Genomic DNA, 20,023 nt, shown 5'->3' with positions numbered 1-20,023 from the left:
GATATATTATTGGTTATTACAGCCAATTACGACCACATCAATATAATGGCGGATTAACACCGAATGAATCAGAACGATTATATTGGTTAACCTCTAAAACCGTGGCTAGTATTTGTTGACCACTACACAATACCCTAGTACATACATATTGGCTTAATCTTGAGGAGGAGCAGGAAGCAGCAATTTATGTGTTATTAAGCGGTACTATTCGCTCTTGGCGCAAGTTTGTTGAAGTGTTAGCCCACATGAATATCGAAGGTAAAAAACAAAGTTCAGATAATGCGCTTATAAATAACCTACAGCGAATAAATAAAATTTTAGATGGAAAACAGCAAATAGAATTTAATCAATGGATTGCTCAGTTAGCGAGTGTAAATTATTTAGATAATATGGGTATGATCCCTTCAACTCCATTCACCATTTATGATTTCCAACATAGAAAGCAAAAGAAAAGAGTATTAAAAATTTAATTTGGAGCTGCCGACAATAGCCAAATGTTATTGTCGGCACTAACTGAATACTACTTTACTGGTGTCGGTTGCTGCACCGCGCAGCGAAAACCATTGAGTGAGATATATCCATCTTGAGCTATGGCTTGGCCTGCTCGAGATGTTGTTAACCCCCCTCCTCTCATGACTTTTTTAGATCCTCTCGATGGCCCTTGAGGGTCGAGTTCAGGGGAGCGTTGATAATAATCTTCGCTATACCAGTCATTCATCCATTCCTTTACATTTCCTGCCATATCATACAAACCTAATGGATTTGGCGGATACAATTTAATTTGATTTAAATCTATAGAGCTACCAATATTCCATTCATCTTTTGTGTAATCAACATACCTTCCATCAACCAAATGCTGGTCACCTTTACGCTGAAGGTAACCGTTATTGGTTGCATAGTATAGATGCTTCCCACGATTTCTTGCCGCATATTCCCATTGTGCTTCTGTGGGTAAGTCAATCGGGTAATCTGTTAACTCACCCAGCCATAAACAATAATCCTTTGCCTCTTGCCATGCTTTAGTCGGTGTCGCTAGATCTTTAAACTTATCGTCAGAAAGGTCATGTTTTTCTCTCATTCCTGCTTTAACAACTGGGCGTTCATATGCTTTTTGAAAAGCATCAAAACCGTGATAAGTCGTTTCATGATTAGCTAAAGAGTAGTCACTTAAGGTCACTTTATGTATAAAATTAGCGCCAGTTTCAACATTCGACAAAGCGGTATTACACTTAGCATCTGGCGACCAATCCATTCTATCCGTAGAAATGGGGTTACAAGGTGCTTTAAATGCGCCCATCATGAAGGTTCCACCTTTGATAAACACCATGCTTTCTAGAGATTCAACAGCAACATCGATGATTTGATGTTGAAGTTTGGTATCTGCATCAGGGTAGAGCTTTTTTACTTTCGCTTCTATTTGAGTGATTTTTTCAGCTGGTACCGTTTTACTGGTTACTGAAGCGGTTGTCTCTCCAGTGCATGCTGTTAATACACATGCGCTTATTAATAGGCTCAGGTATTTTCTATACATTGCGCAATCAAATCCTTTCTGTACTCATTCTGTAAGGTAATGCATGTAACTTCGTTAAAATTCTTCTATTTTGATTTGCTACATTAAAACAACACTAAACTCATTATTCATTTAACTTAATGAATTAAAGTCAAATCTGTAATGATACATCACTACACGAGCAGGCAATAATTTGCCCGAAAAACAGTATATAAATATGTCTTTTAGAATTATGTTGAGCCAATTATTGCCCAGCAGTAATTAGGAGTACCCTTACCTATCTTAACTTATCAGTAGCCCCCCATAACAGCTTTATAGGCAGTAATAAGGATTAATAAATAATGCAAAAAGTAAAAATAGGTTACCGGTGGCTGTTATGTTTATGCCTGTTGTGCGCCTCACAAACACAGGCACAAACAACATACCCTGCGCCAAGCTCCATGTCTGTTGAAGATGCCTATCAATTAGGCGATTTACTCGTCGACCAATATAAAATAAAACAAGGGCAACCTTATTTGAAATACGCGGCAGATAAGGGGAATGCAAAAGCTGCTTTAGCTTATTCATGGACCTTTAGAACGAATATTATGGCCCAAACCCCTCAAGAACATGAATATGCTGTTAAAGCCGCGAAACTAGGAAGCGAAAAAGCTAAATTTGTTCTGTCGACAGATACAAATATTTATGGTGATAGAGAGGAATATCGTACGCCTTTAGTTAAAGAATTAAAAGTTAGAGCAGAACAAGGAGATGGTAACGCAATGAATATGTTATCCTTCTTATACCCTGATGAGTCTAATGACTGGTTGAAGAAAGCTGCTGACCATGAAAACTCAAAGGCACAGGCAAGCCTAGCAAGTATGTATGCTGGCGGAGATGGCTGGTTTTTCATACCTGGCAATCGAGAAAAAGAAGTAAAACGACTATACAATGCCTCTGCTGAACAGGGAAACTTTAGGGGAATGGAAGGTTATGCTTCTATAATTTATGATGAAGGCAATAAAAAAGAAGCGTTAGATATTTGGATAAAGATGGCAAATACTGGAGATGCTGGTTCTATAATATTTCTTGCTGCACGGTACCTACATTCATTACCACAAATCACTTACCCTGAAAAAGACGAAGTGCTTGGAGCTGCTTACTCAAAAATATATCTTGATTCAATGGGTACAGACAAAGAGCATGACCTTTATGATATTTATAAAGAACAATACCTTGAAACAATGAGTCATTTATCTGATGCCCAGAAAAAACAAGTCAACGACTTTGCTAAAGAGTTCTTAAGTAAACATACGGTGAGAGTACTTCGCTAATCTTGTATAGCCCTTATATTCATTGCCTTAAACGCTCCCTCTAATGGGAGCGTTTTTTATCGGTGAAAACAAAATACGTAAACTGTAACTTGAATATGTATCTACGATTTATCCAGAAAATTTAAGCCTTCAGGCCAATTATTGCCCAGCTGGTTATAGGTGTATTCTCAGCGAGGTGAAAAACCTCAAACTCGCGTTTTTTATGGAAGAGAGTAATAAAACATCCAGAATTTAAACTAAATATTTTTAGTTAACTTTGATTAGAATATCTCATCCAAAATTCTGTTAATACGATATGAATGAGCATTTACTCTGACTAATAATGGGGCATTTACGAGTTAGCAGAAAAGTTAACTCATTTGTGATTAGCCAACAGCCTATAGATATTCTGATATCCAGAAATGGTATATTCAACCTTCCTCAAACCAAGGCTAAAGATTATTTCTAGTATTTTTACTCTTTCCCCACCCTATCATGTGTTGCTGACGTTTGTTGTTGCCCTTTCTTACTCAAGTAGGCATGGATATAAAGAATGATTCCAATCCTCTTTATCATTTAAGAGTGATCTACTGCCAACTATGATAGAATTTCTATCAATAACTTAATAATGCAAGATATAACCACTATTTTTCTTGCGACCAATTTTAGTACCCCTGGTTGTACCCCAAGGGACACAAAGAACAAATAAAGAGCATATAAATCAAATGAGTAGTAACAGTATCCAGTGGTTTCCAGGGCACATGCACAAAGCCCGCAAAGAAATTGAAGAAGCGATGCCGAAAGTTGATGTGATCATCGAAGTTTTAGATGCTCGTATCCCATTTAGTAGTGAAAACCCACTGATCAAATCGTTCCGCAATACCAATGACGGTAAGCCTGTTGTTAAAGTTTTGAACAAGCGTGATTTGGCCGATCCTGAGATGACTCAACTTTGGATTGATCACCTTGAAAAAGAGCAAGGCGTTAAAGCCATTGCTGTCACCACTGAAAACTTAAACGAAGTTAATCAGATCATGGATTTATGCCGCAAGCTTGCACCTCACCGTGAGGAAGCAGGTAAAAAAATTCGCACCATGATTATGGGGATTCCTAACGTTGGGAAATCAACTATTATCAATACACTTGCAGGCAGAACTGTCGCAATCACAGGAAATCAACCTGCTGTAACACGCCAACAGCAACGTATTAACCTCGATAACGGTGTACTGCTTTCTGATACGCCGGGAATTCTTTGGCCAAAAGTAGAAAACCCACATAGTGGTTTCCGCCTTGCTGCAACGGGGGCAATTAAAGATACCGCGATGGATTATATCGACGTGGCTTTCTTTACCATTGAATATCTGATCAAAGCATACCCAGATATGATCAAGGCACGTTATAACCTTGATGATGACCTACCTGAATCTGAAATTGAGCTAATGGAAGAGATCGGGCGCAAACGAGGTTGTTTAAAAGGTGGTGGTCGTGTTGATCTGCACAAAGCCTCTGTCATTCTTATCAATGAATTGCGTAACGGTACACTGGGGAATATTACTCTAGAGCATCCAGATATGATCACTGAAGAGCTGATCAATGTGGCAGTAGAAGCTGAACGTAAAGCTGAACAAAAGATCAAAAAGAAAGAAGAACGACGTAAACGCTATCTAAAAAATAAACGTTAATCGACTTCAAAATATAACTAGCCATCTTACTCTGAGTGCCATATCGCTATAGTAAGGTGGCTTTTTAGTAAATGTAATCCAAACTCTTCATTAGAAACCAATTTTTTTTATATTATTTTGATAAAAATGCGCTTTTGTTTGTTCTTTTTTTGCATAGAACAACAATTACAACACTAATCATTATTTAAACTCCCCCCTGTTCCGCAACAGTAAAACCAGTTCTAATTCTTTAAAAATAAATATATTAATCAGATAAAGTACGATTTTGAGTTCAGTTTAATGATCACTACTCTAACGATTATTTTTTGGCATTAATCAATGTAATGAAATGCCCTGTTTCACATTAGTTTTTCTCATTTTACTAATGTTAGGTTAGGGTCAATAATCGCCGAGTTTTCTAATAAAACACTTTTTTAAACAGCTCTGTCTTGTTATCTCCAGTGATCATTCCTTGATTTCTGGTTTTTCGTTTTCTAAACGTATTTACCTTAAATAAAGACAGGTTATTTCAAACATTTCACTTGGAGACCAAGGTAGTGCAAGACATCACTACTTGTCGCAAAAGCGGCGGCATTTTTGTGCCTGTTGCTGGACTAACTGTATTCGCAATCGCATCAGGCTACCTAATGAGCTTGGTTCCGTTATCATTAGCAAATTTTAAAATTGATAGCAGTTATGCAAGTTGGTTAGCAAGCATCTATTACATTGGTCTTCTTATTGGCTCAATGATGATCGAGCCAATTATTGCGAAGATTGGTCACCGTGTGGCTTTTATTACTTTTTTAGCTTTGCTAGCAGTAACTGTTGCGGTTTTGCCAATTTTTCCAAATAAAGAAGTATGGCTATTTGCACGCCTCGTTGCTGGTATGGCTGTTGCAGGTATTTTCGTTGTTGTTGAATCATGGCTACTTATTGGTGATAACGCGAAAGAGCGAGCAAAACGTCTTGGTTTTTACATGACCTCACTCTATGGTGGCACCACTGTTGGTCAATTAGCAGTAGGCATGTTTGGTGTTAAAGGGTTTATTCCTTTTATCGTTATTCTAGTGCTATTGCTAATCGCAATTTTACCGCCTCTGTTTGTAAAACAAGGTCAACCTAGCAGTGATTCACACCAAGTGTTATCAATAAAGCAAATTGCACGTTTGAGTAAACCTGCAATTATTGGTTGTATAACGTCAGGTGTTGTAATGGGCAGTATCTACGGTTTAATGCCTTTAGCATTAAAACAAAATGCTCTAACAACAGATCAAGTAGGCGTGTTGATGGCTGCAATCATTCTTGGTGGTATGGTTATTCAACCTGTCGTTAGCAAACTTTCAATTAAAATGAGCAAAACGCTATTGCTTGCTTTAATGTCTTTGCTTGGTGTTTTTGCTATGGGTATTACTTACCTATCATCAGACTATGTCGTTCTGATCACGGCATTGGCGTTGTTAGGCATGTCTGCTTTTGCGCTTTACCCAATTGCAATTACATTGGCGTGTGACAACTTGGATTCTTCATATATTGTTGCTGCAACACAAGTTATGCTGTTTAGTTACAGCATTGGTTCAGCACTGGGTCCAATTGGTGCTAACAGCTTTATGGCAGAGCAAAATGGAATAATGGATTTCTTCTTCATTGTTCTACTTGCAACGGCAATTTACATGCTAGTAGCAAGTTTACAACGTAAGCCTCAAGTTCTGGCAAGTTAAAACAAAAGCGCGATACTATTAATATGTATCGCGCTTTTAACTTTTGGCTGACTCTTGTTTAACTGATGTTCTTTACTAAAGCTGCAGCGCCATACACACCAGCACTATCCCCTAGCTCTGGTTTTACAATCAAGGTATTAAGCTCTGTATTAAACAAGTGCGGTAAAATTTGTGTTTCTATATCTTGGTATAACGCGTCAATATTACCGACACCACCACCAATCACGATGATCTCAGGATCAAGTACGTTAATAATTCGTGCGACCGCTAAACCAAAATACTCACGTAAACGTGTTATTGTTTTCACTGCTTCATGATTATTCTGTTTGGCTTGCTCGACGATCTCAGGCAAAGATAACGCTTGCGATGAAAGCTCGTAATAATAACGCTCTAATCCTTTCCCAGAAATAACCGTTTCCACACAACCTTGCTTACCGCAATAACAATCCGCGCCATTATGCTCAAGAACATTATGCCCCCACTCACCAGCAATACCATGGCAGCCGTATAAACATTTACCGTCTACCACTATGCCAGACCCTACGCCCGTTCCCATAATGATGCCAAATACAATTTGAGCATCAGGTTTGATACGTTTGACGACCCCAAAATGTGTTTCTGCTAAAGCAAAACAATTGGCATCGTTAGCAATAATTGCATGGATTCCAAGCATTTCATTAAGATCTTTATCAAGAGGCTGACCATTTAATGCCGTTGTATTGCAGTTTTTCATAACGCCATGAATCGGATCAAGCGTACCTGGTGTTCCAAAACCAACCGCGTAAGGGTAATGTCCAACTATTTTTGCGCACCGCTCAATCAGTACCTTTATTTGACCAAGTATATGTTGATAACCTTTAATACTTTCTGTCTCAATGCGCTCACGAATAATGGGTTGATCTGAGTTACGATCTATCACAATACATTCGATTTTTGTACCACCTAAATCAACACCCCAGTAATAACGATCCATCTGATTCTCCGACTAAATTTACAGAGAAAGTATAACGGTATTTATCTTTACTTCTCTGTACTTGGTCACTATTTAAGAAATATTATTGTTATACATTGTGCGCTACTAAAATTAGCATTTTATGCGATGATCATTAGAAAAACAGTCATAATATTTTATTTTAAGCCCAAGCCACATTTTGTTTCACTTTTTCTCTTGCGGCAAATAATAACTCACCTAAAGTGACAAGCATTACTAACGTCTACGCAAATTTGCGTGAATCAGTGAAGTACACGATGAGTAAATTCCGTCCTTATATCGATATACCACTATTAATATCGATTTTAATTCTTATCACATTCAGTTCTTTGAGTGTATGGAGTGCAAGTAGCTTTAGTGAGCCAATTATAGAGCGTCATCTTATTCGTGCAGGAATTGCGATTATCGCATTATTGTTTATGTCATCTATTTCACCTGCCGCTTATGAGCGAAGTGCTCCATATTTGTTTTTTATTACTGTACTTTTACTTGTTGGTGTCTTTGTTCTTGGTGATAGCACCAATGGCTCGCAACGCTGGTTAGCATTAGGACCAATACGTTTTCAACCGTCAGAACTTGTAAAAATAGCGGTCCCAATCATGATGGCTTGGATCCTTGTCAGTGATGCGGGTCGACCTAGTATTAAAAAGATCATGATTTGTTTGATAGTAACTGCGATTCCAGCGGGATTGATTTTTATTCAGCCAGATCTAGATGGTGCTATCTTCACGGTAATGTACGCTCTATTTGTTCTATATTTTGCGGGGATGTCATGGAAGTTAATTTCATCTGTGATAGCCATTATTGGTGTCAGTCTTCCATTGGCGTGGTATTTCGTAATGGAGACCTACCAGAAAAAACGTATTCTTCAATTTTTAAATCCTGAATCAGATCCATTAGGCTCTGGCTATCAAATCATTCAATCCAAAATTGCGATTGGATCTGGTGGGATTTCTGGCAAAGGTTGGATGGATGCAACACAAGGTCATCTTGGTTTCATTCCAGAGAGTCATACCGATTTTATCTTCTCAACATTTGCAGAAGAATGGGGATACATTGGTAGCTTCACTATTTTAGCTATCTATACGTTTATGACTTTTAGAGTGTTATGGCTGGCGAATCAGTCAGAATCAACGTTTGCACGATTAGTCAGTGGCTCATTTGCTTTAAGTTTCTTTCTTTATAGTTTTATTAATATTGGTATGGTGAGCGGTGTATTACCTGTTATGGGAAGTCCATTACCTTTCTTTAGCTATGGTGGTTCAGCGATTATTACTCAAGGTGCTATTTTCGGTATTATTATGGCGCTTTGTTTAAGAAAGAAATCTATTTGCGCACCTAACATCTAATACCTAATAGATTGAGTCAAAAAAAGCGCCTTTCGGCGCTTTTTATTTATAGGTTATTTTCCATTGCGCAGCAATCTGGACGCTCAGCAGCATCTTCTGTGGCAATCTTTAATGCTGGTGAGTAAATCTCTACACGACGATTTTCTGCTCGACCTTTCGCGGTATCATTAGTCGCAATAGGGTTTGCTTCACCCATCCCTTTCGCTGTAATTTGGCTAGCGTCAGCAACATACTGAGAAAGCAAATCCGCTACATTTTTCGCACGCTTTTCAGATAATTTCTGGTTATAAGCTGCACTACCTGTATTTGATGTATAGCCCGTCACTTCAGCTGTTGCACTCGGGTAACGTGTTAAACGTTGAATCATTGGTTGAAGGCGTTGCTTATCTTTTTCAGTTAAATGCTTACCATCAACACCATAAGCAATCGTAACCGTTGAAGGCTCTACTGTTACTGTTGCAGCTTGAACTGGCGGTGCAGTATCAACAACTGGTGCAACAACGGCAGGCGCTGCTCCCCAGCTATATACAAGGCTCAAACCATAAAACTGTGTATCAAAGTTATAAGCTAGATTCGTGTTACGAGGCTTAGACTGAATATCGTGGTAAAGCTGGTACTCTAAACGGGTAGATAGATGGTTAGTCAATTTATACTCAACACCGACACCAGCCGTACCAAGTAAATGATCATCAAGGTCTTTAACGCCATAGCCATGGAAGTCAGCGAGCATGTAACTGCCACCTAACTTACCAAACACGCCCCATTGATCATTGAGGTTCCATGTCATTTTAGCTGTAAGATCAATAGCATGTTGCTTAATCTTATTATTTTCAAACTTAGCTTCACCTAACCATGTATAACCCGTTTCAACCGCAAACCAAGGTGTAAAGTTGTAACCTGCAAATACACCAGCCGCGACATCATCTTTATTAAGATTTATGCCAGTTATATCTTGATAGTTCTGTTGAAAATTTGAATAGTGAGCACCACCGAGTCGTGTGCCAACATAAAAAGGATTAACAGTAGCAGCAGATACAGCGGTTGATACAACTAATGCAAGCGGTAGTAATGCAATATATTTTTTAGACATGTGAAATTCTTATTATTGTTCAATTATTACTCTAACATACCCGATGAGAGGTAAATGTTTCCTGTAGGGAATAATATTCCATATTTATAATTTCAACTAGGTTATTCAGAGATAAATTAGTTCATAAAGATAATTTTAATATTCTTTATTCAATATAAAGCAAAAAAGGTTAATAAATAGTAATCGCAATACCTATTTCATTAGCAAGTTGTTGCAATTGCTCATTCGAATCTAACTTTATAGACCAATTAATCCCGCAACCAACAGCACTAACAACATTAGCGCCAGAAATAAGTGTTAGCTCATCAACTTGTGCTTGAAGGTTAATCCTGCAATTTCCATCAATTCTCACAACGACTTCTCGTTGAGTCGCGATAATTCGACCTTGTTCAAAATTTATTATCATCGGTTATTTTATTTCTTCTTTTTATTAATAATGACGGCCATTGTTAATCGGCTAGTACAAATTAATCGCTGTCTTTCATCTCTTATTTCGATTTGCCAAACTTGTGTGGTTGCGCCTAAATGAAGAGCACTAGCACGGCCAGTTACAACCCCCTCTCTTATTGCACGAATATGATTTGCATTAATATCTAAGCCAACGCAGTACTTATCATGATCTACACACAAATTTGCGGCTACTGACCCTAATGTTTCAGCTAAAACGACTGAGGCTCCACCATGTAACATACCCAGTGGCTGGTGTGTTCTGTGATCAACTGGCATTGTTGCCGAGAGTGATTCTTCGTCAAAAGTTGAGTAGGTAATACCTAAATGTTTAATTAATGTATTTTCTGAGGTTTTATTAAGGCTTGCTAAACTAAACTCTCTTTTCCAAATAGTCATTCGACTCTCATACCATTAAACTACGATAAAGTAATAGTTTAACATTGATTTTAAATTTTATTACAAACATAAAAAAAGCGCCTTGCGGCGCTTTTTTATAACTCAAAAGAGTTAATTACTGAACTACAGCTTCTGCAACTTCAGCTTGGATTTCAAAACCAGGAGTAGTTACATCTACACGACGGTTCTGAGCACGACCTTCAGCAGTGTCGTTTGAAGCTACTGGATCTAGCTCACCACGGCCTTCGCCTTTAACACGGCTTGCATCGATGTTGAAGTGCTTCATTAGATATACCGCTACAGTCTTAGCACGCTCTTCAGAAAGCTTCTGGTTGTAAGCTTCTGAGCCACGGCTATCAGTGTGACCGATAACAACTAGTTCTGCGTTAGGGAAGTTAACTAGACGCTGAGCGATAGGCTCAAGACGTGCTTGGTCTTCTGTAGTTAGTGTGTCGCTGTCGAATGCGAAAGGCATTGTTACAGAAATTGGCTCAACTTGAACAGTTGCAGCTTCAACAACTTCTTCAACTACTGGTACAACAACTGGTGCAGGAGCGCCCCAACCGTAAACTAGGCTCATACCGTAGTAGTGAGTATCCCAACTTACCTTCGTATCAGTACCAGTCGGCTTAGTTTCCATATCGTGGTAGTACTGGTATTCAGCACGTGCAGATAGGTTATCAGTGAAGTGGTATTCAGCACCTAGACCTGCAGTTGCAATTAGGCTGTCATCACGATCGGTTTCTGTTTGAGTTGGAAGGCCTTTAGCACGAGTGAACTGCCATGCACCACCAACTTTAGTGTATAGATCTACTTTATCAGTTGCTTGGTAAGTGAACTTACCTACAAGGTCGATAACTTGTTGTTCTACTTTACCTTTGTCATGATGCTTGTCACCTTTTAGAGTCACTTCACCTAACCAAGTGTAACCACCCTCAATTGCAAACCATGGTGTTACGTTGTAACCCATAAATAGACCTGCAGCGAAATCATCACGATCAATACGGAACTCAGAACTTGGATTACCGTAAGTAAAGCCACCATTAACTGCTGTCTTTGAATCGAAGTCAGCGTAATGAGTGCCGCCAGCACGAACGCCAGCGTAGAATGGGTTTTCAGTTGCTGCGTTCACTGCACCAGAAATTAAAAGTGCAAGAGGTAAAATCGCAAAACGTGCTTTAGACATGTTTTTTATCCTTTATTTTATGAATATTGCCACTACAGGTGCTTTTTTAGATGCTTAAACTCACAAATACAAACATAGTTTTTATTTTTGCGTATCACCTCAAAAAAACAGGGGTTAATTTACCAAACATAAAAATAAAAAGCTATAATAAAAAAATTTCTTGTAACATTTAACTTTTTTAAATGGTTGTATTTAAAAGATTCATGAATATTGCCCATCAAAATACTGCTTTTATAAAATAAAATAATTATCACATTTTAACAACAAACCCTATCGTACTTATGATTGTGTAATTTTATTTTCCAGCTATTGACTCGGTTTTTATATCCACTTTTCATTCATATTTCTGCTTAATTAAACAAAGCGGCTATTTTGCGAGCAAAAAAATAAGTGCGATTGTTCTAACTTTTGATCTAACTTTATATTTCTCTCGTAACTGTATCCTTGTAAAATACAATTGGCTTAACATCCTTAATTAAAGCCATACAATTTTTAACCTTATAACCACTATTGAATTTCACATTTAAGCCTAATCATTATGAATATTTCAGAGCGCCACTCTTCAGAAGGCATTAGCCATTCAACTGTTGGTATTATTGGTGGAGGGGTCGCGGGTGCTACGATTGCACTTCGTCTTGCTGAATTGGGAATTTCAATAAATCTATTCGAAGAAGGGATAAGTCTCGTTAACGGCCCACCTATTTGCCATCTTCATGCGGGCGGCAATTTATATCGTGAGATCTCTAGTCAACAGTGTCTCAACCTATTAGAGCAATCGATTGATACGCTCAGAGTGTTCAAACATACCGCGAACATTCGCCCAACTGTTATCGCTGTGCCCATTGACGATAACGGCTCGGCATTAGATTTAATACCTCGCTTAGATTTACTAAAAACCACTTACGAACAATTGGTGAAACGAGATAGTAAGAATAAAGTGCTAGGTGAGCCTAGTGATTACTTCACTCTCTATTCGCAGCAAGATATAGAAAAGTTAAAGCTCTTAGATAATCCAACATACCCAGTCACACCTGATGATTGGATGATCCCTGTCGCCAAATCGCTTCAATTAGATCAATTCAAATACCCTATCGTAATGGTACAAGAGTATGGTTTAAGTGTATTTCGAATTGCAGCAACCGCATCCCTAGCACTGAAGCAGATGGAGAACTGTCATGTATTACTTTCAAGTAAAGTGTGTGGGGTTGAATTTGACCAAGTCACTCAGCGATGGTTAATCACTTATGAAACTCAGGATAATCATAAGCAACAATGTACTGTTGATTACTTGATCAATGCTTGTGGCTATCGTTCTGGCACAATCGATGATCTTGCTCATATTCCACGAGAGCGAATGGTAGAATTTAAAGCCGCTTATGTAACACGCTGGGAGAAATGTGAGGGGCATTGGCCAGAAGTGATTATTCATGGTGAGCGTGGTACGCCAAAAGGCATGGCTCAACTCACACCTTACCCTAATGGCTACTTCCAATTACATGGAATGACAAAAGACATTACTCTATTTGAAAATGGGTTAGTAACCTCTGATCATTCCTCTGCTCAACCAAAACTTAATGACGCTTTTAAAGAAAAATTAAACCGTCAATGGTCTGAAGAAGAAGTGATTGAGCGTACAGAAAAAGCGATAAAACATGTCGCACAATATGTTGATACATTTAAAAGTGCTGTTGTAGGCGGAAAACCATTATTTGGCGCTCAGCAAATCCCAGGGACTGATGCAACGCTTCGTGCTGCAGATATATCGTTCTCTGGTGACAACTATGCGCGTTCTGAAATTGTAAAAGCTTCATCAGCACTATCAGCAGCCGATGCTATTGTGAATGAACTCATCACAAAAGGAATCATCAATTCGTATCATGATGATGTAACTACAAGAGAGCAGCTTTTTTCAACAACCTTGCAGTTAGATAAACAAGAAATAGTTTCGAATGCGGAAAAAATTGCCATTCAGCGCGGTTTTCCTGCTTCACTTGCTCAACCTATAGGTTAATAGCTAAATTATAAAAAGCCGCAATGCCTCATTTTATAGTGTCACTTCACTGTAAAAGATCAACATTGCGGCCTTTTTGAGGCTATTCCTAGCACTCAGAAAGAACCTTGATAAAGGTTAACCCATTACGCATTAATTTTCTTATTAAGCGTAGCTAACGACTGTTTTAACTGACTTTCTTGTGCTTTTAACGTATTAAGCTTCTGTTGAAAATCCGCGTAATTATCACAATCTTTTTGTGATACCCAGTTCCAGCTATTACCGGATTTAAACTCTGCACATGCTTTTTTTGCTTTTTTTATATCAGGGCTAAGAGCCACTATTTGCCTTTGAACTACAGCTAAATCATGCTGTGTCTTTGATTTTTGTTCAAACAACACATTTGAATTATCGATCACTTCTTTTTGTTGCTTGGTTTTAGTTTTTAGCGCTACCACTTCTTTATTAAGTTTCTTTTTGGTCACGACCAGTTTTTGGGTTGTCTCTTGCTGCTTTTGAATATTAGTTAATTGCTGTGTTAATTGCTCAAGCTGAACCTTTTGTTGATCTAACTGCAAATTTAGTGCATCTAACTTTTGATTAGAGCTTTCAACAAGTAACGCTTTCTCATCTGTTAACTGTTTAACTGATAACTTTTCTTTATTGAGTTCGTCAACTACTGACTGATAGTCACTTTTTAACGTACTATATGCCGTCGTCACAGGCACATTATTGTAATGCTGTATACCTGCGCCCAATGCCCCGCCAGCTAATAACCCAAGAAGTAACGACAATTTCCAGTTACGTTTTGTAGTTTTTCCTGTAGTACTACTCGACATATTTTTTTCTCCTAAACATACAGCAACAGCACATTTTTAATTTTTGTTATTATCTAAATGCGTAATTTAACATTTAATATGTAATCAATTGTCATATTTATAGCAAGGTTTCGAACAACCTCACTTCGTACAGTTTAATTTAAGACTTTATCTATAAATCTAGATTGCCGTCTCAGAAATAATAATGTGTATTACAAATAATAGTTTGTAATGTTAGCCACATTTTGATTGCCATAAGCACTAGTGTTTAAAGTAGGAACAAAATGTTGTCCTCGATTTACACTGATGTATGTCTATATGGTGCGCACTATGATTACACCACTACTTTTTCTCACTGTTTCTGCTTTTTCAACGCCTCTGCTTGAAAATTCAGTTTATATCCAAAACAATTCGGCTTGTACGTTACGTATAAAAGAAGAGCGACATCAAGATAAGATTATTTTGGCGTTATCATCTAACTACCATAGTAAATTTGATATTAAAATATATCATTTCAATGACTTATCCGCACCATCTCGAGGTAAATTAACTCAAGAGCCGATCTTTAATAAAACTAAAGCAGATATAAAGTACTTAGTCGATCATAACCTTTTCAAACGTATTGATAGTAAAAATGTCATCTACAGCACGACTATCGCGAATGATAATGTCAGCCCAAAATTATTCATCGATACTTTTCGCTCTCACGGCAACCGCTCGCGGATTTATATAGAAGGACTAGAGCAACCGCTCTCTTTTGTTGCTGATCATAAACAAGCACAAGCTTTCTATAATTGCGCTGATAGCTATACAACAAAGGCGGATGTTGTAGTTAAAAAAACGACATCATTATCGAGACTTAACAACAACTAAATATACTTAAAACACATTAAATTGTTAATGCTTGTATCATCTCGAAGAAATTTTAGAGTGACAACACACTATTTCAATATGAAACCGTATTGATATTTTCCATTATCACAAGTGTCTAATACCTTAATTATTACTAATTATAATTTAGAGGTTAGGCGATGATAAACATATTGACTGCTGCTGAAGTTTCCTCAAGAAAACATCTTAATTATATAAATAAACCGCTCTCACCTATCGCAGCATTAGTCATGCTGACACTTTCATTTTCTGCACAATCAACCCCTGAATTAATGAAAGCTAAAGCCTTAGATTTACAGCACCTTAATGACAAGAACAGTGTTATTGATAATATAGAATTCCCTGTCAGAGAATACCTTGTTAGTGAGAAGCTTGATGGCATTAGAGCTTATTGGAATGGCACACAACTTACGACAAAATCAGGTAGACAAATCCATGCTCCTCATTGGTTTATAAAAAACTTACCCGCAATAGCGCTTGATGGTGAACTGTGGCTACAACGTGGTAAATTCCAAGCTCTGACTAAAATAGTCATGGATCACGTCCCTAATGACAAGGCATGGCGTAACGTCAAGTATATGGTGTTTGATTTACCTACATCAGATTTACCTTTTGAACAACGCTACAACAGCTTAGTTAAACTTATCCAGACTCACAGTACAGTGCCAAACAACGTGCTCTATCTAGTTGAGCATAAACGTATTAACGAAATCAGTATTCTTACGCAATGGCTTGATATTATCGTTAATAACCATGGTGAAGGCTTAATGCTTCAGCATATCAATAACTACTATGTCGCAGGCAGAACAAATAAGTTACTAAAACTCAAACAACATCAAGATGCTGAAGCAATTGTTATTGGTTACGAAAAGGGAAATGGAAAATATCAGGGATTAATGGGATCTATTTGGGTAAAAACAATCAATAATAAAACCTTTAAGATAGGAACAGGCTTTACTGAACAACAACGCAAAAACCCTCCCCCCCTTGGCACTACCATTCAGTTTCGTTACAACGGGTATACCGAACGAGGTATTCCACGGTTTGCACGTTTTAGCCGGGTAAGATTATCGCCAGACACATAGCAACATAAAAGACCATAATTTACATCAATGATAAGCATAATTAACTACCATTTGTAAACAATAGGTCTTTTTTCCAATAAATTCGCTGTATTGTTTTGTTTACTGTTATATCAACGAGAAAGCTCAAGCAAGTTGCTGTCTATTCGTTACACTTAAATTATCCAGTTCAAGCCGTTATAACGATTCACTTCTTAGCAGAAAATAATAAAGAGGTGATAAAACACAAGGAGCTTGGGATGAATAGACAGACACAACCCATGCATCGTTATATAGATCACCGTGGTCATTTAGTCACCCCTCTTCCTGAGTGGGCTAATGATACATTGCTACAGCAATTTTACCGCGATATGGTTTTAGTTCGTCACTATGATAAAAAAGCAATTGCCTTACAAAGAACAGGAAAGTTAGGGACTTATCCTTCACACCTTGGCGCGGAAGCCATTGGTATCGCGATTGGTTCTGCTATGCAATCTACCGATGTGCTTGCCCCTTATTACCGTGATATGCCCGCACTATGGGCGCGGGGTATAAGTATGTTGCAGAACTTGCAATACTGGGGCGGCGATGAATTAGGTAGCAATTTCCCCTCAACATCCCCTGATATTTCACATAATGACGATATGCCATTTTGCGTGCCAATTTCAACACAATGCACTCATGCTGTCGGTATAGCAGCAGCAATGAAAATCAAAGGATTACATAGAGCAACCGTTGCCACTTGTGGTGATGGAGCAACCTCAAAAGGTGACTTCTTAGAATCTCTCAATTGCGCTGGTGTTTGGAATATCCCCTTAGTATTTGTAATCAACAATAATCAGTGGGCGATCTCTGTACCACTGCATTTGCAATGTCATGCCGAACACTTAGTCGATAAAGCCAAAGGCGCAGGAATCAAAGGTATCATGGTTGATGGCAATGATATTGTTGCCATGTACGATGCCCTTCTACAAAGTTTAGATCAGGCACGAAAAGGTAAAGGTGCGACATTAATAGAAGCGATAAGTTATCGACTTTGTGATCATACGACTGCTGACGACGCCTCTCGTTATCGTGAAGATGAAGAAGTCAAACAAGCATGGCAATTCGATCCTATTGCTCGATTAAAGACCTATTTAATCAATCAAAATTTATGGTCAGAAACCGAAGAGTCACAATGGTTAGCCATTTGCCATCAGCGTATTAACCAAGCCGTTGAACAATACCTTGCTCTCACTGTACAAGCGCCAGAATCAGCATTCGATTATCTTTACGAGAAAGCCGATCCCGATCTGCACTATCAACGCGACGCACTTATCAGTAAAGCGATGCGAATGGAGAAGCAAAATTCAGGAGGGAATAATGGCTGACATTACATTAATAGAAGCAGTTAACCTCGCCCTTCACTATGAAATGCAACACGATCCTAATGTCGTTATTTTGGGTGAAGACATTGGTGAAAATGGTGGCGTTTTTCGTGCCACACTCGGTTTAAAACAAGCTTTTGGTTGTAAACGTGTGATTGATACACCACTGGCAGAATCGTTAATTGCTGGTGTCACTGTTGGTATGGCATCACAGGGTCTCCGACCTATTGCTGAATTTCAATTTCAAGGCTTTATTTTTCCAGCAATGGAGCACCTAGTATGCCATGCAGCAAGACTAAGAAATCGTACTCGCGGCCGCTTAACCTGCCCTGCTGTGTTTAGAGCCCCTTTCGGTGGAGGCATTCATGCACCAGAGCATCATTCTGAAAGTATCGAAGCAATGTTTGCCCACATTCCGGGCTTAAAAGTTGTGATCCCCTCTTCACCGCAACGTGCTTATGGATTACTGCTCGCCGCGATTCGCAGTAACGATCCGATCTTATTCTTTGAACCCAAACGGATTTACCGAACCGTTAAATCACATGTCGAAAATAACGGTCTCGCTTTACCGCTTGAGCAATGTTTTACGTTGAGAAAAGGAATAGATATTACCCTAGTGACTTGGGGCGCTTGTGTGGTCGAATCACTTCAAGCAGCAGAAACCTTATCTCATCATGGCATAGAACTTGAAGTGATTGACTTAGCCAGTATCAAACCTATCGATATGGCGACCATTACAGCATCACTCGAAAAAACAGGCCGCTTATTAGTGGTGCATGAGGCAGCAAAAACCTGCGGTGTTGGTGCAGAGATCATTACAAGAGTAGCTGAAAGCGCGATGTGCTTACTGAAAGCACCGCCTAAACGCCTAACAGGGTTTGATACCATCATGCCTTATTATCGTAATGAAGATTATTTTATGATCCAACACGATGACATTGTAAATGCCGCTCGTGAACTCATGGAGGGTTGGCAATGAAAGCATTCACATTACCCGATCTTGGTGAAGGTCTGGCTGAATCAGAAATTGTGCAATGGCATATTAATATTGGCGATACTGTGAAAACCGATCAAGTGGTCGTCACTGTAGAGACAGCAAAAGCAACGGTTGATGTTCCTGCACCTTATAGTGGAAAAATTGTCCATCGTTATGGTAACGAAGGCGATGTTATTAATATTGGTCAATGCTTGCTAGAAATCGATGAGTTACTCGCGAATACTGCGAGCGTACTGCCAGAAAAAATCAGTCCAAGCTCTGCAAATCACAGATCCTCTTCGGCTACGGTTGTAGGCAACATCTCCCAGCTTGATAAACATGTTGATGTTGATCCGATCTGTGATGATGCAAATCAAACCGTTAATTTACACTCGATTGCTAATCAACATCATCCATTAATTGCGACCCCTTCAGCACGGTTATTGGCACAGAAGTTAGGTGTCAATATTAAAGAAATTACCGGATCTGGGGCTAATCACTTAATTATTGATAATGATGTCTATCTTGCTTACCAACAACAAATACCAGGGACTGAAATATTAAGAGGATCGCGCCGTAATATGGCAAAGAATATGACGCGATCGCACCATGATGTCGCTTCAGTCACTCTGACTGAAGAAGCACATTTATATCACTGGCAAAAAGATGACGACATAACGGTCAATCTAGTTAAAGCTATTAATAACGCCTGTCATATAGAGCCTGCGCTTAATGCATGGTTTGATGCGGAAACAATGACAAGGTGTTTACATAAAACTGTTAATATTGGTATTGCTGTCGATAGCAGCCATGGCCTGTATGTGCCTGTGTTACATCATGCAGAACAATATCATCAGGAAGGGATCAGACGCTGGATTGATCGTACCGCTGCCAGTATTCGCAGCCGAAAAATAGATCGTCATCAATTACAAAAAGCAACCATCACACTTTCTAACTACGGCGCTATTGCCGGTATTTTTGCCACTCCCGTTGTGACACCACCGCAAGTTGCCATTATTGGTGCTGGACGGATCATGGATAAAGTGATCATGGAAGACGAACGTGTAAAAACCATAAAAGTACTGCCTCTTTCTATTACCTTTGATCATCGAGCATGTACGGGAGGAGAAGCCGCGCGATTTATTAAGGCACTAGTCAATAGCTTAGAAAGTCCACCTTGTGACAACATTGAATCTTCATAACGTGATAACACTTACTTGGAATAAAGTTACTAACATATTGTTACATCAAACAATAACAAAATATTGCATGGTATA

18 protein-coding genes are annotated in these 20,023 nt (G+C 38.7%); 11 read left to right on the top strand and 7 right to left on the bottom strand.

The window, feature by feature from the left end:
- The first annotated feature begins 245 nt into the window (after positions 1 to 245).
- Positions 246 to 470: a hypothetical protein gene (locus tag C9J42_RS06360; RefSeq protein WP_146144297.1), complete on the top strand. Its 225-nt coding sequence runs from the start codon at positions 246 to 248 to the stop codon at positions 468 to 470.
- 50 nt (positions 471 to 520) lie between these two features.
- Here C9J42_RS06360 and C9J42_RS06355 read toward each other — a convergent pair whose 3' ends face one another.
- On the bottom strand, positions 521 to 1,531 hold the full coding sequence (locus tag C9J42_RS06355) for an SUMF1/EgtB/PvdO family nonheme iron enzyme (protein WP_107288181.1): 1,011 nt from the start codon (positions 1,529 to 1,531) through the stop codon (positions 521 to 523).
- A gap of 320 nt (positions 1,532 to 1,851) precedes the next feature.
- Between C9J42_RS06355 and C9J42_RS06350 the strand changes: the two genes are divergently transcribed.
- The 3 genes from C9J42_RS06350 to C9J42_RS06340 all read left to right on the top strand — a co-directional run bounded on the left by C9J42_RS06350 (position 1,852) and on the right by C9J42_RS06340 (position 6,181).
- Positions 1,852 to 2,823 carry a tetratricopeptide repeat protein gene (locus tag C9J42_RS06350; RefSeq protein ID WP_107208440.1) on the top strand — a complete coding sequence of 324 codons (972 nt, stop codon included), beginning with the start codon at positions 1,852 to 1,854 and terminating at the stop codon, positions 2,821 to 2,823.
- Between the two features lie 704 nt (positions 2,824 to 3,527).
- Complete coding sequence (gene ylqF, locus C9J42_RS06345) at positions 3,528 to 4,484, top strand: ribosome biogenesis GTPase YlqF (protein ID WP_107261856.1); 957 nt, start codon at positions 3,528 to 3,530, stop codon at positions 4,482 to 4,484.
- 536 nt (positions 4,485 to 5,020) lie between these two features.
- Entirely contained in the window at positions 5,021 to 6,181 is a 1,161-nt protein-coding gene (locus tag C9J42_RS06340) for an MFS transporter (RefSeq protein ID WP_107261854.1), read from the top strand.
- Between the two features lie 58 nt (positions 6,182 to 6,239).
- On the opposite strand, the gene C9J42_RS06335 is transcribed toward C9J42_RS06340, so the two are convergent.
- Complete coding sequence (locus C9J42_RS06335; protein WP_107208437.1) at positions 6,240 to 7,154, bottom strand: ROK family protein; 915 nt, start codon at positions 7,152 to 7,154, stop codon at positions 6,240 to 6,242.
- 275 nt (positions 7,155 to 7,429) lie between these two features.
- Here C9J42_RS06335 and rodA point away from each other — a divergent pair, with 275 nt between their 5' ends.
- Positions 7,430 to 8,521: a rod shape-determining protein RodA gene (gene rodA, locus C9J42_RS06330; RefSeq protein WP_107208436.1), complete on the top strand. Its 1,092-nt coding sequence runs from the start codon at positions 7,430 to 7,432 to the stop codon at positions 8,519 to 8,521.
- A gap of 46 nt (positions 8,522 to 8,567) precedes the next feature.
- Here rodA and C9J42_RS06325 read toward each other — a convergent pair whose 3' ends face one another.
- The 4 genes from C9J42_RS06325 to C9J42_RS06310 form a co-directional block, all read right to left on the bottom strand.
- Positions 8,568 to 9,611: an outer membrane beta-barrel protein gene (locus tag C9J42_RS06325; RefSeq protein WP_107208435.1), complete on the bottom strand. Its 1,044-nt coding sequence runs from the start codon at positions 9,609 to 9,611 to the stop codon at positions 8,568 to 8,570.
- A 169-nt stretch (positions 9,612 to 9,780) separates the two neighbouring features.
- On the bottom strand, positions 9,781 to 10,017 hold the full coding sequence (locus tag C9J42_RS06320) for a DUF3389 domain-containing protein (protein ID WP_107261852.1): 237 nt from the start codon (positions 10,015 to 10,017) through the stop codon (positions 9,781 to 9,783).
- Positions 10,018 to 10,025: 8 nt separating this feature from the next.
- The gene (locus tag C9J42_RS06315) at positions 10,026 to 10,457 is read right to left on the bottom strand and encodes a hotdog fold thioesterase (RefSeq protein WP_107261850.1); all 432 of its coding nucleotides are present in this window, start codon (positions 10,455 to 10,457) and stop codon (positions 10,026 to 10,028) included.
- A gap of 115 nt (positions 10,458 to 10,572) precedes the next feature.
- Positions 10,573 to 11,643 (bottom strand): OmpA family protein, encoded by a 1,071-nt coding sequence (locus tag C9J42_RS06310; protein WP_107208432.1) that lies wholly within the window; start codon positions 11,641 to 11,643, stop codon positions 10,573 to 10,575.
- A gap of 538 nt (positions 11,644 to 12,181) precedes the next feature.
- Here C9J42_RS06310 and C9J42_RS06305 point away from each other — a divergent pair.
- Positions 12,182 to 13,654, top strand: coding sequence for an FAD-dependent oxidoreductase (locus C9J42_RS06305; RefSeq protein WP_107292815.1), 1,473 nt, complete (start codon positions 12,182 to 12,184; stop codon positions 13,652 to 13,654).
- A 125-nt stretch (positions 13,655 to 13,779) separates the two neighbouring features.
- Here C9J42_RS06305 and C9J42_RS06300 read toward each other — a convergent pair whose 3' ends face one another.
- A complete protein-coding gene (locus C9J42_RS06300) occupies positions 13,780 to 14,472 on the bottom strand; it encodes a hypothetical protein (RefSeq protein WP_107292814.1) in 693 nt (230 codons plus the stop codon).
- A gap of 309 nt (positions 14,473 to 14,781) precedes the next feature.
- Between C9J42_RS06300 and C9J42_RS06295 the strand changes: the two genes are divergently transcribed.
- The 5 genes from C9J42_RS06295 (at position 14,782) to C9J42_RS06275 (ending at position 19,948) form a co-directional block, all read left to right on the top strand.
- On the top strand, positions 14,782 to 15,324 hold the full coding sequence (locus tag C9J42_RS06295; RefSeq protein ID WP_107208429.1) for a hypothetical protein: 543 nt from the start codon (positions 14,782 to 14,784) through the stop codon (positions 15,322 to 15,324).
- Between the two features lie 158 nt (positions 15,325 to 15,482).
- Positions 15,483 to 16,427 carry a DNA ligase gene (locus C9J42_RS06290; protein ID WP_107247945.1) on the top strand — a complete coding sequence of 315 codons (945 nt, stop codon included), beginning with the start codon at positions 15,483 to 15,485 and terminating at the stop codon, positions 16,425 to 16,427.
- 236 nt (positions 16,428 to 16,663) lie between these two features.
- Complete coding sequence (gene pdhA / locus C9J42_RS06285) at positions 16,664 to 17,773, top strand: pyruvate dehydrogenase (acetyl-transferring) E1 component subunit alpha (protein WP_107291288.1); 1,110 nt, start codon at positions 16,664 to 16,666, stop codon at positions 17,771 to 17,773.
- Positions 17,766 to 18,749 carry an alpha-ketoacid dehydrogenase subunit beta gene (locus tag C9J42_RS06280; protein WP_107208426.1) on the top strand — a complete coding sequence of 328 codons (984 nt, stop codon included), beginning with the start codon at positions 17,766 to 17,768 and terminating at the stop codon, positions 18,747 to 18,749. Before pdhA ends, C9J42_RS06280 begins: the two co-directional genes overlap by 8 nt.
- Positions 18,746 to 19,948: a dihydrolipoamide acetyltransferase family protein gene (locus C9J42_RS06275; RefSeq protein ID WP_107247943.1), complete on the top strand. Its 1,203-nt coding sequence runs from the start codon at positions 18,746 to 18,748 to the stop codon at positions 19,946 to 19,948. The genes C9J42_RS06280 and C9J42_RS06275 overlap by 4 nt, the downstream gene beginning before the upstream one ends.
- The last annotated feature ends 75 nt before the right edge of the window (positions 19,949 to 20,023 follow it).

It is taken from the genome of Photobacterium sp. GB-56 (assembly GCF_003026105.1).
In the GTDB taxonomy this organism is placed as follows: domain Bacteria; phylum Pseudomonadota; class Gammaproteobacteria; order Enterobacterales; family Vibrionaceae; genus Photobacterium.
This window is presented reverse-complemented; position numbering and strand designations above follow the sequence as displayed.

What these genes read in the sequence shown, in the direction of transcription:
- C9J42_RS06350 (WP_107208440.1), top strand. Translation starts at nt 1,852, where the DNA reads ATGCAAAAAGTAAAAATAGGTTACCGGTGGCTGTTATGTTTATGCCTG.
- C9J42_RS06315 (WP_107261850.1), bottom strand. Translation starts at nt 10,457, where the DNA reads ATGACTATTTGGAAAAGAGAGTTTAGTTTAGCAAGCCTTAATAAAACC.
- C9J42_RS06280 (WP_107208426.1), top strand. Translation starts at nt 17,766, where the DNA reads ATGGCTGACATTACATTAATAGAAGCAGTTAACCTCGCCCTTCACTAT.
- rodA (WP_107208436.1), top strand. Translation starts at nt 7,430, where the DNA reads ATGAGTAAATTCCGTCCTTATATCGATATACCACTATTAATATCGATT.
- C9J42_RS06290 (WP_107247945.1), top strand. Translation starts at nt 15,483, where the DNA reads ATGATAAACATATTGACTGCTGCTGAAGTTTCCTCAAGAAAACATCTT.
- C9J42_RS06305 (WP_107292815.1), top strand. Translation starts at nt 12,182, where the DNA reads ATGAATATTTCAGAGCGCCACTCTTCAGAAGGCATTAGCCATTCAACT.
- C9J42_RS06310 (WP_107208432.1), bottom strand. Translation starts at nt 11,643, where the DNA reads ATGTCTAAAGCACGTTTTGCGATTTTACCTCTTGCACTTTTAATTTCT.
- pdhA (WP_107291288.1), top strand. Translation starts at nt 16,664, where the DNA reads ATGAATAGACAGACACAACCCATGCATCGTTATATAGATCACCGTGGT.
- C9J42_RS06275 (WP_107247943.1), top strand. Translation starts at nt 18,746, where the DNA reads ATGAAAGCATTCACATTACCCGATCTTGGTGAAGGTCTGGCTGAATCA.
- C9J42_RS06325 (WP_107208435.1), bottom strand. Translation starts at nt 9,611, where the DNA reads ATGTCTAAAAAATATATTGCATTACTACCGCTTGCATTAGTTGTATCA.
- C9J42_RS06320 (WP_107261852.1), bottom strand. Translation starts at nt 10,017, where the DNA reads ATGATAATAAATTTTGAACAAGGTCGAATTATCGCGACTCAACGAGAA.
- C9J42_RS06335 (WP_107208437.1), bottom strand. Translation starts at nt 7,154, where the DNA reads ATGGATCGTTATTACTGGGGTGTTGATTTAGGTGGTACAAAAATCGAA.
- C9J42_RS06360 (WP_146144297.1), top strand. Translation starts at nt 246, where the DNA reads ATGAATATCGAAGGTAAAAAACAAAGTTCAGATAATGCGCTTATAAAT.
- C9J42_RS06300 (WP_107292814.1), bottom strand. Translation starts at nt 14,472, where the DNA reads ATGTCGAGTAGTACTACAGGAAAAACTACAAAACGTAACTGGAAATTG.
- C9J42_RS06355 (WP_107288181.1), bottom strand. Translation starts at nt 1,531, where the DNA reads ATGTATAGAAAATACCTGAGCCTATTAATAAGCGCATGTGTATTAACA.
- ylqF (WP_107261856.1), top strand. Translation starts at nt 3,528, where the DNA reads ATGAGTAGTAACAGTATCCAGTGGTTTCCAGGGCACATGCACAAAGCC.
- C9J42_RS06295 (WP_107208429.1), top strand. Translation starts at nt 14,782, where the DNA reads ATGATTACACCACTACTTTTTCTCACTGTTTCTGCTTTTTCAACGCCT.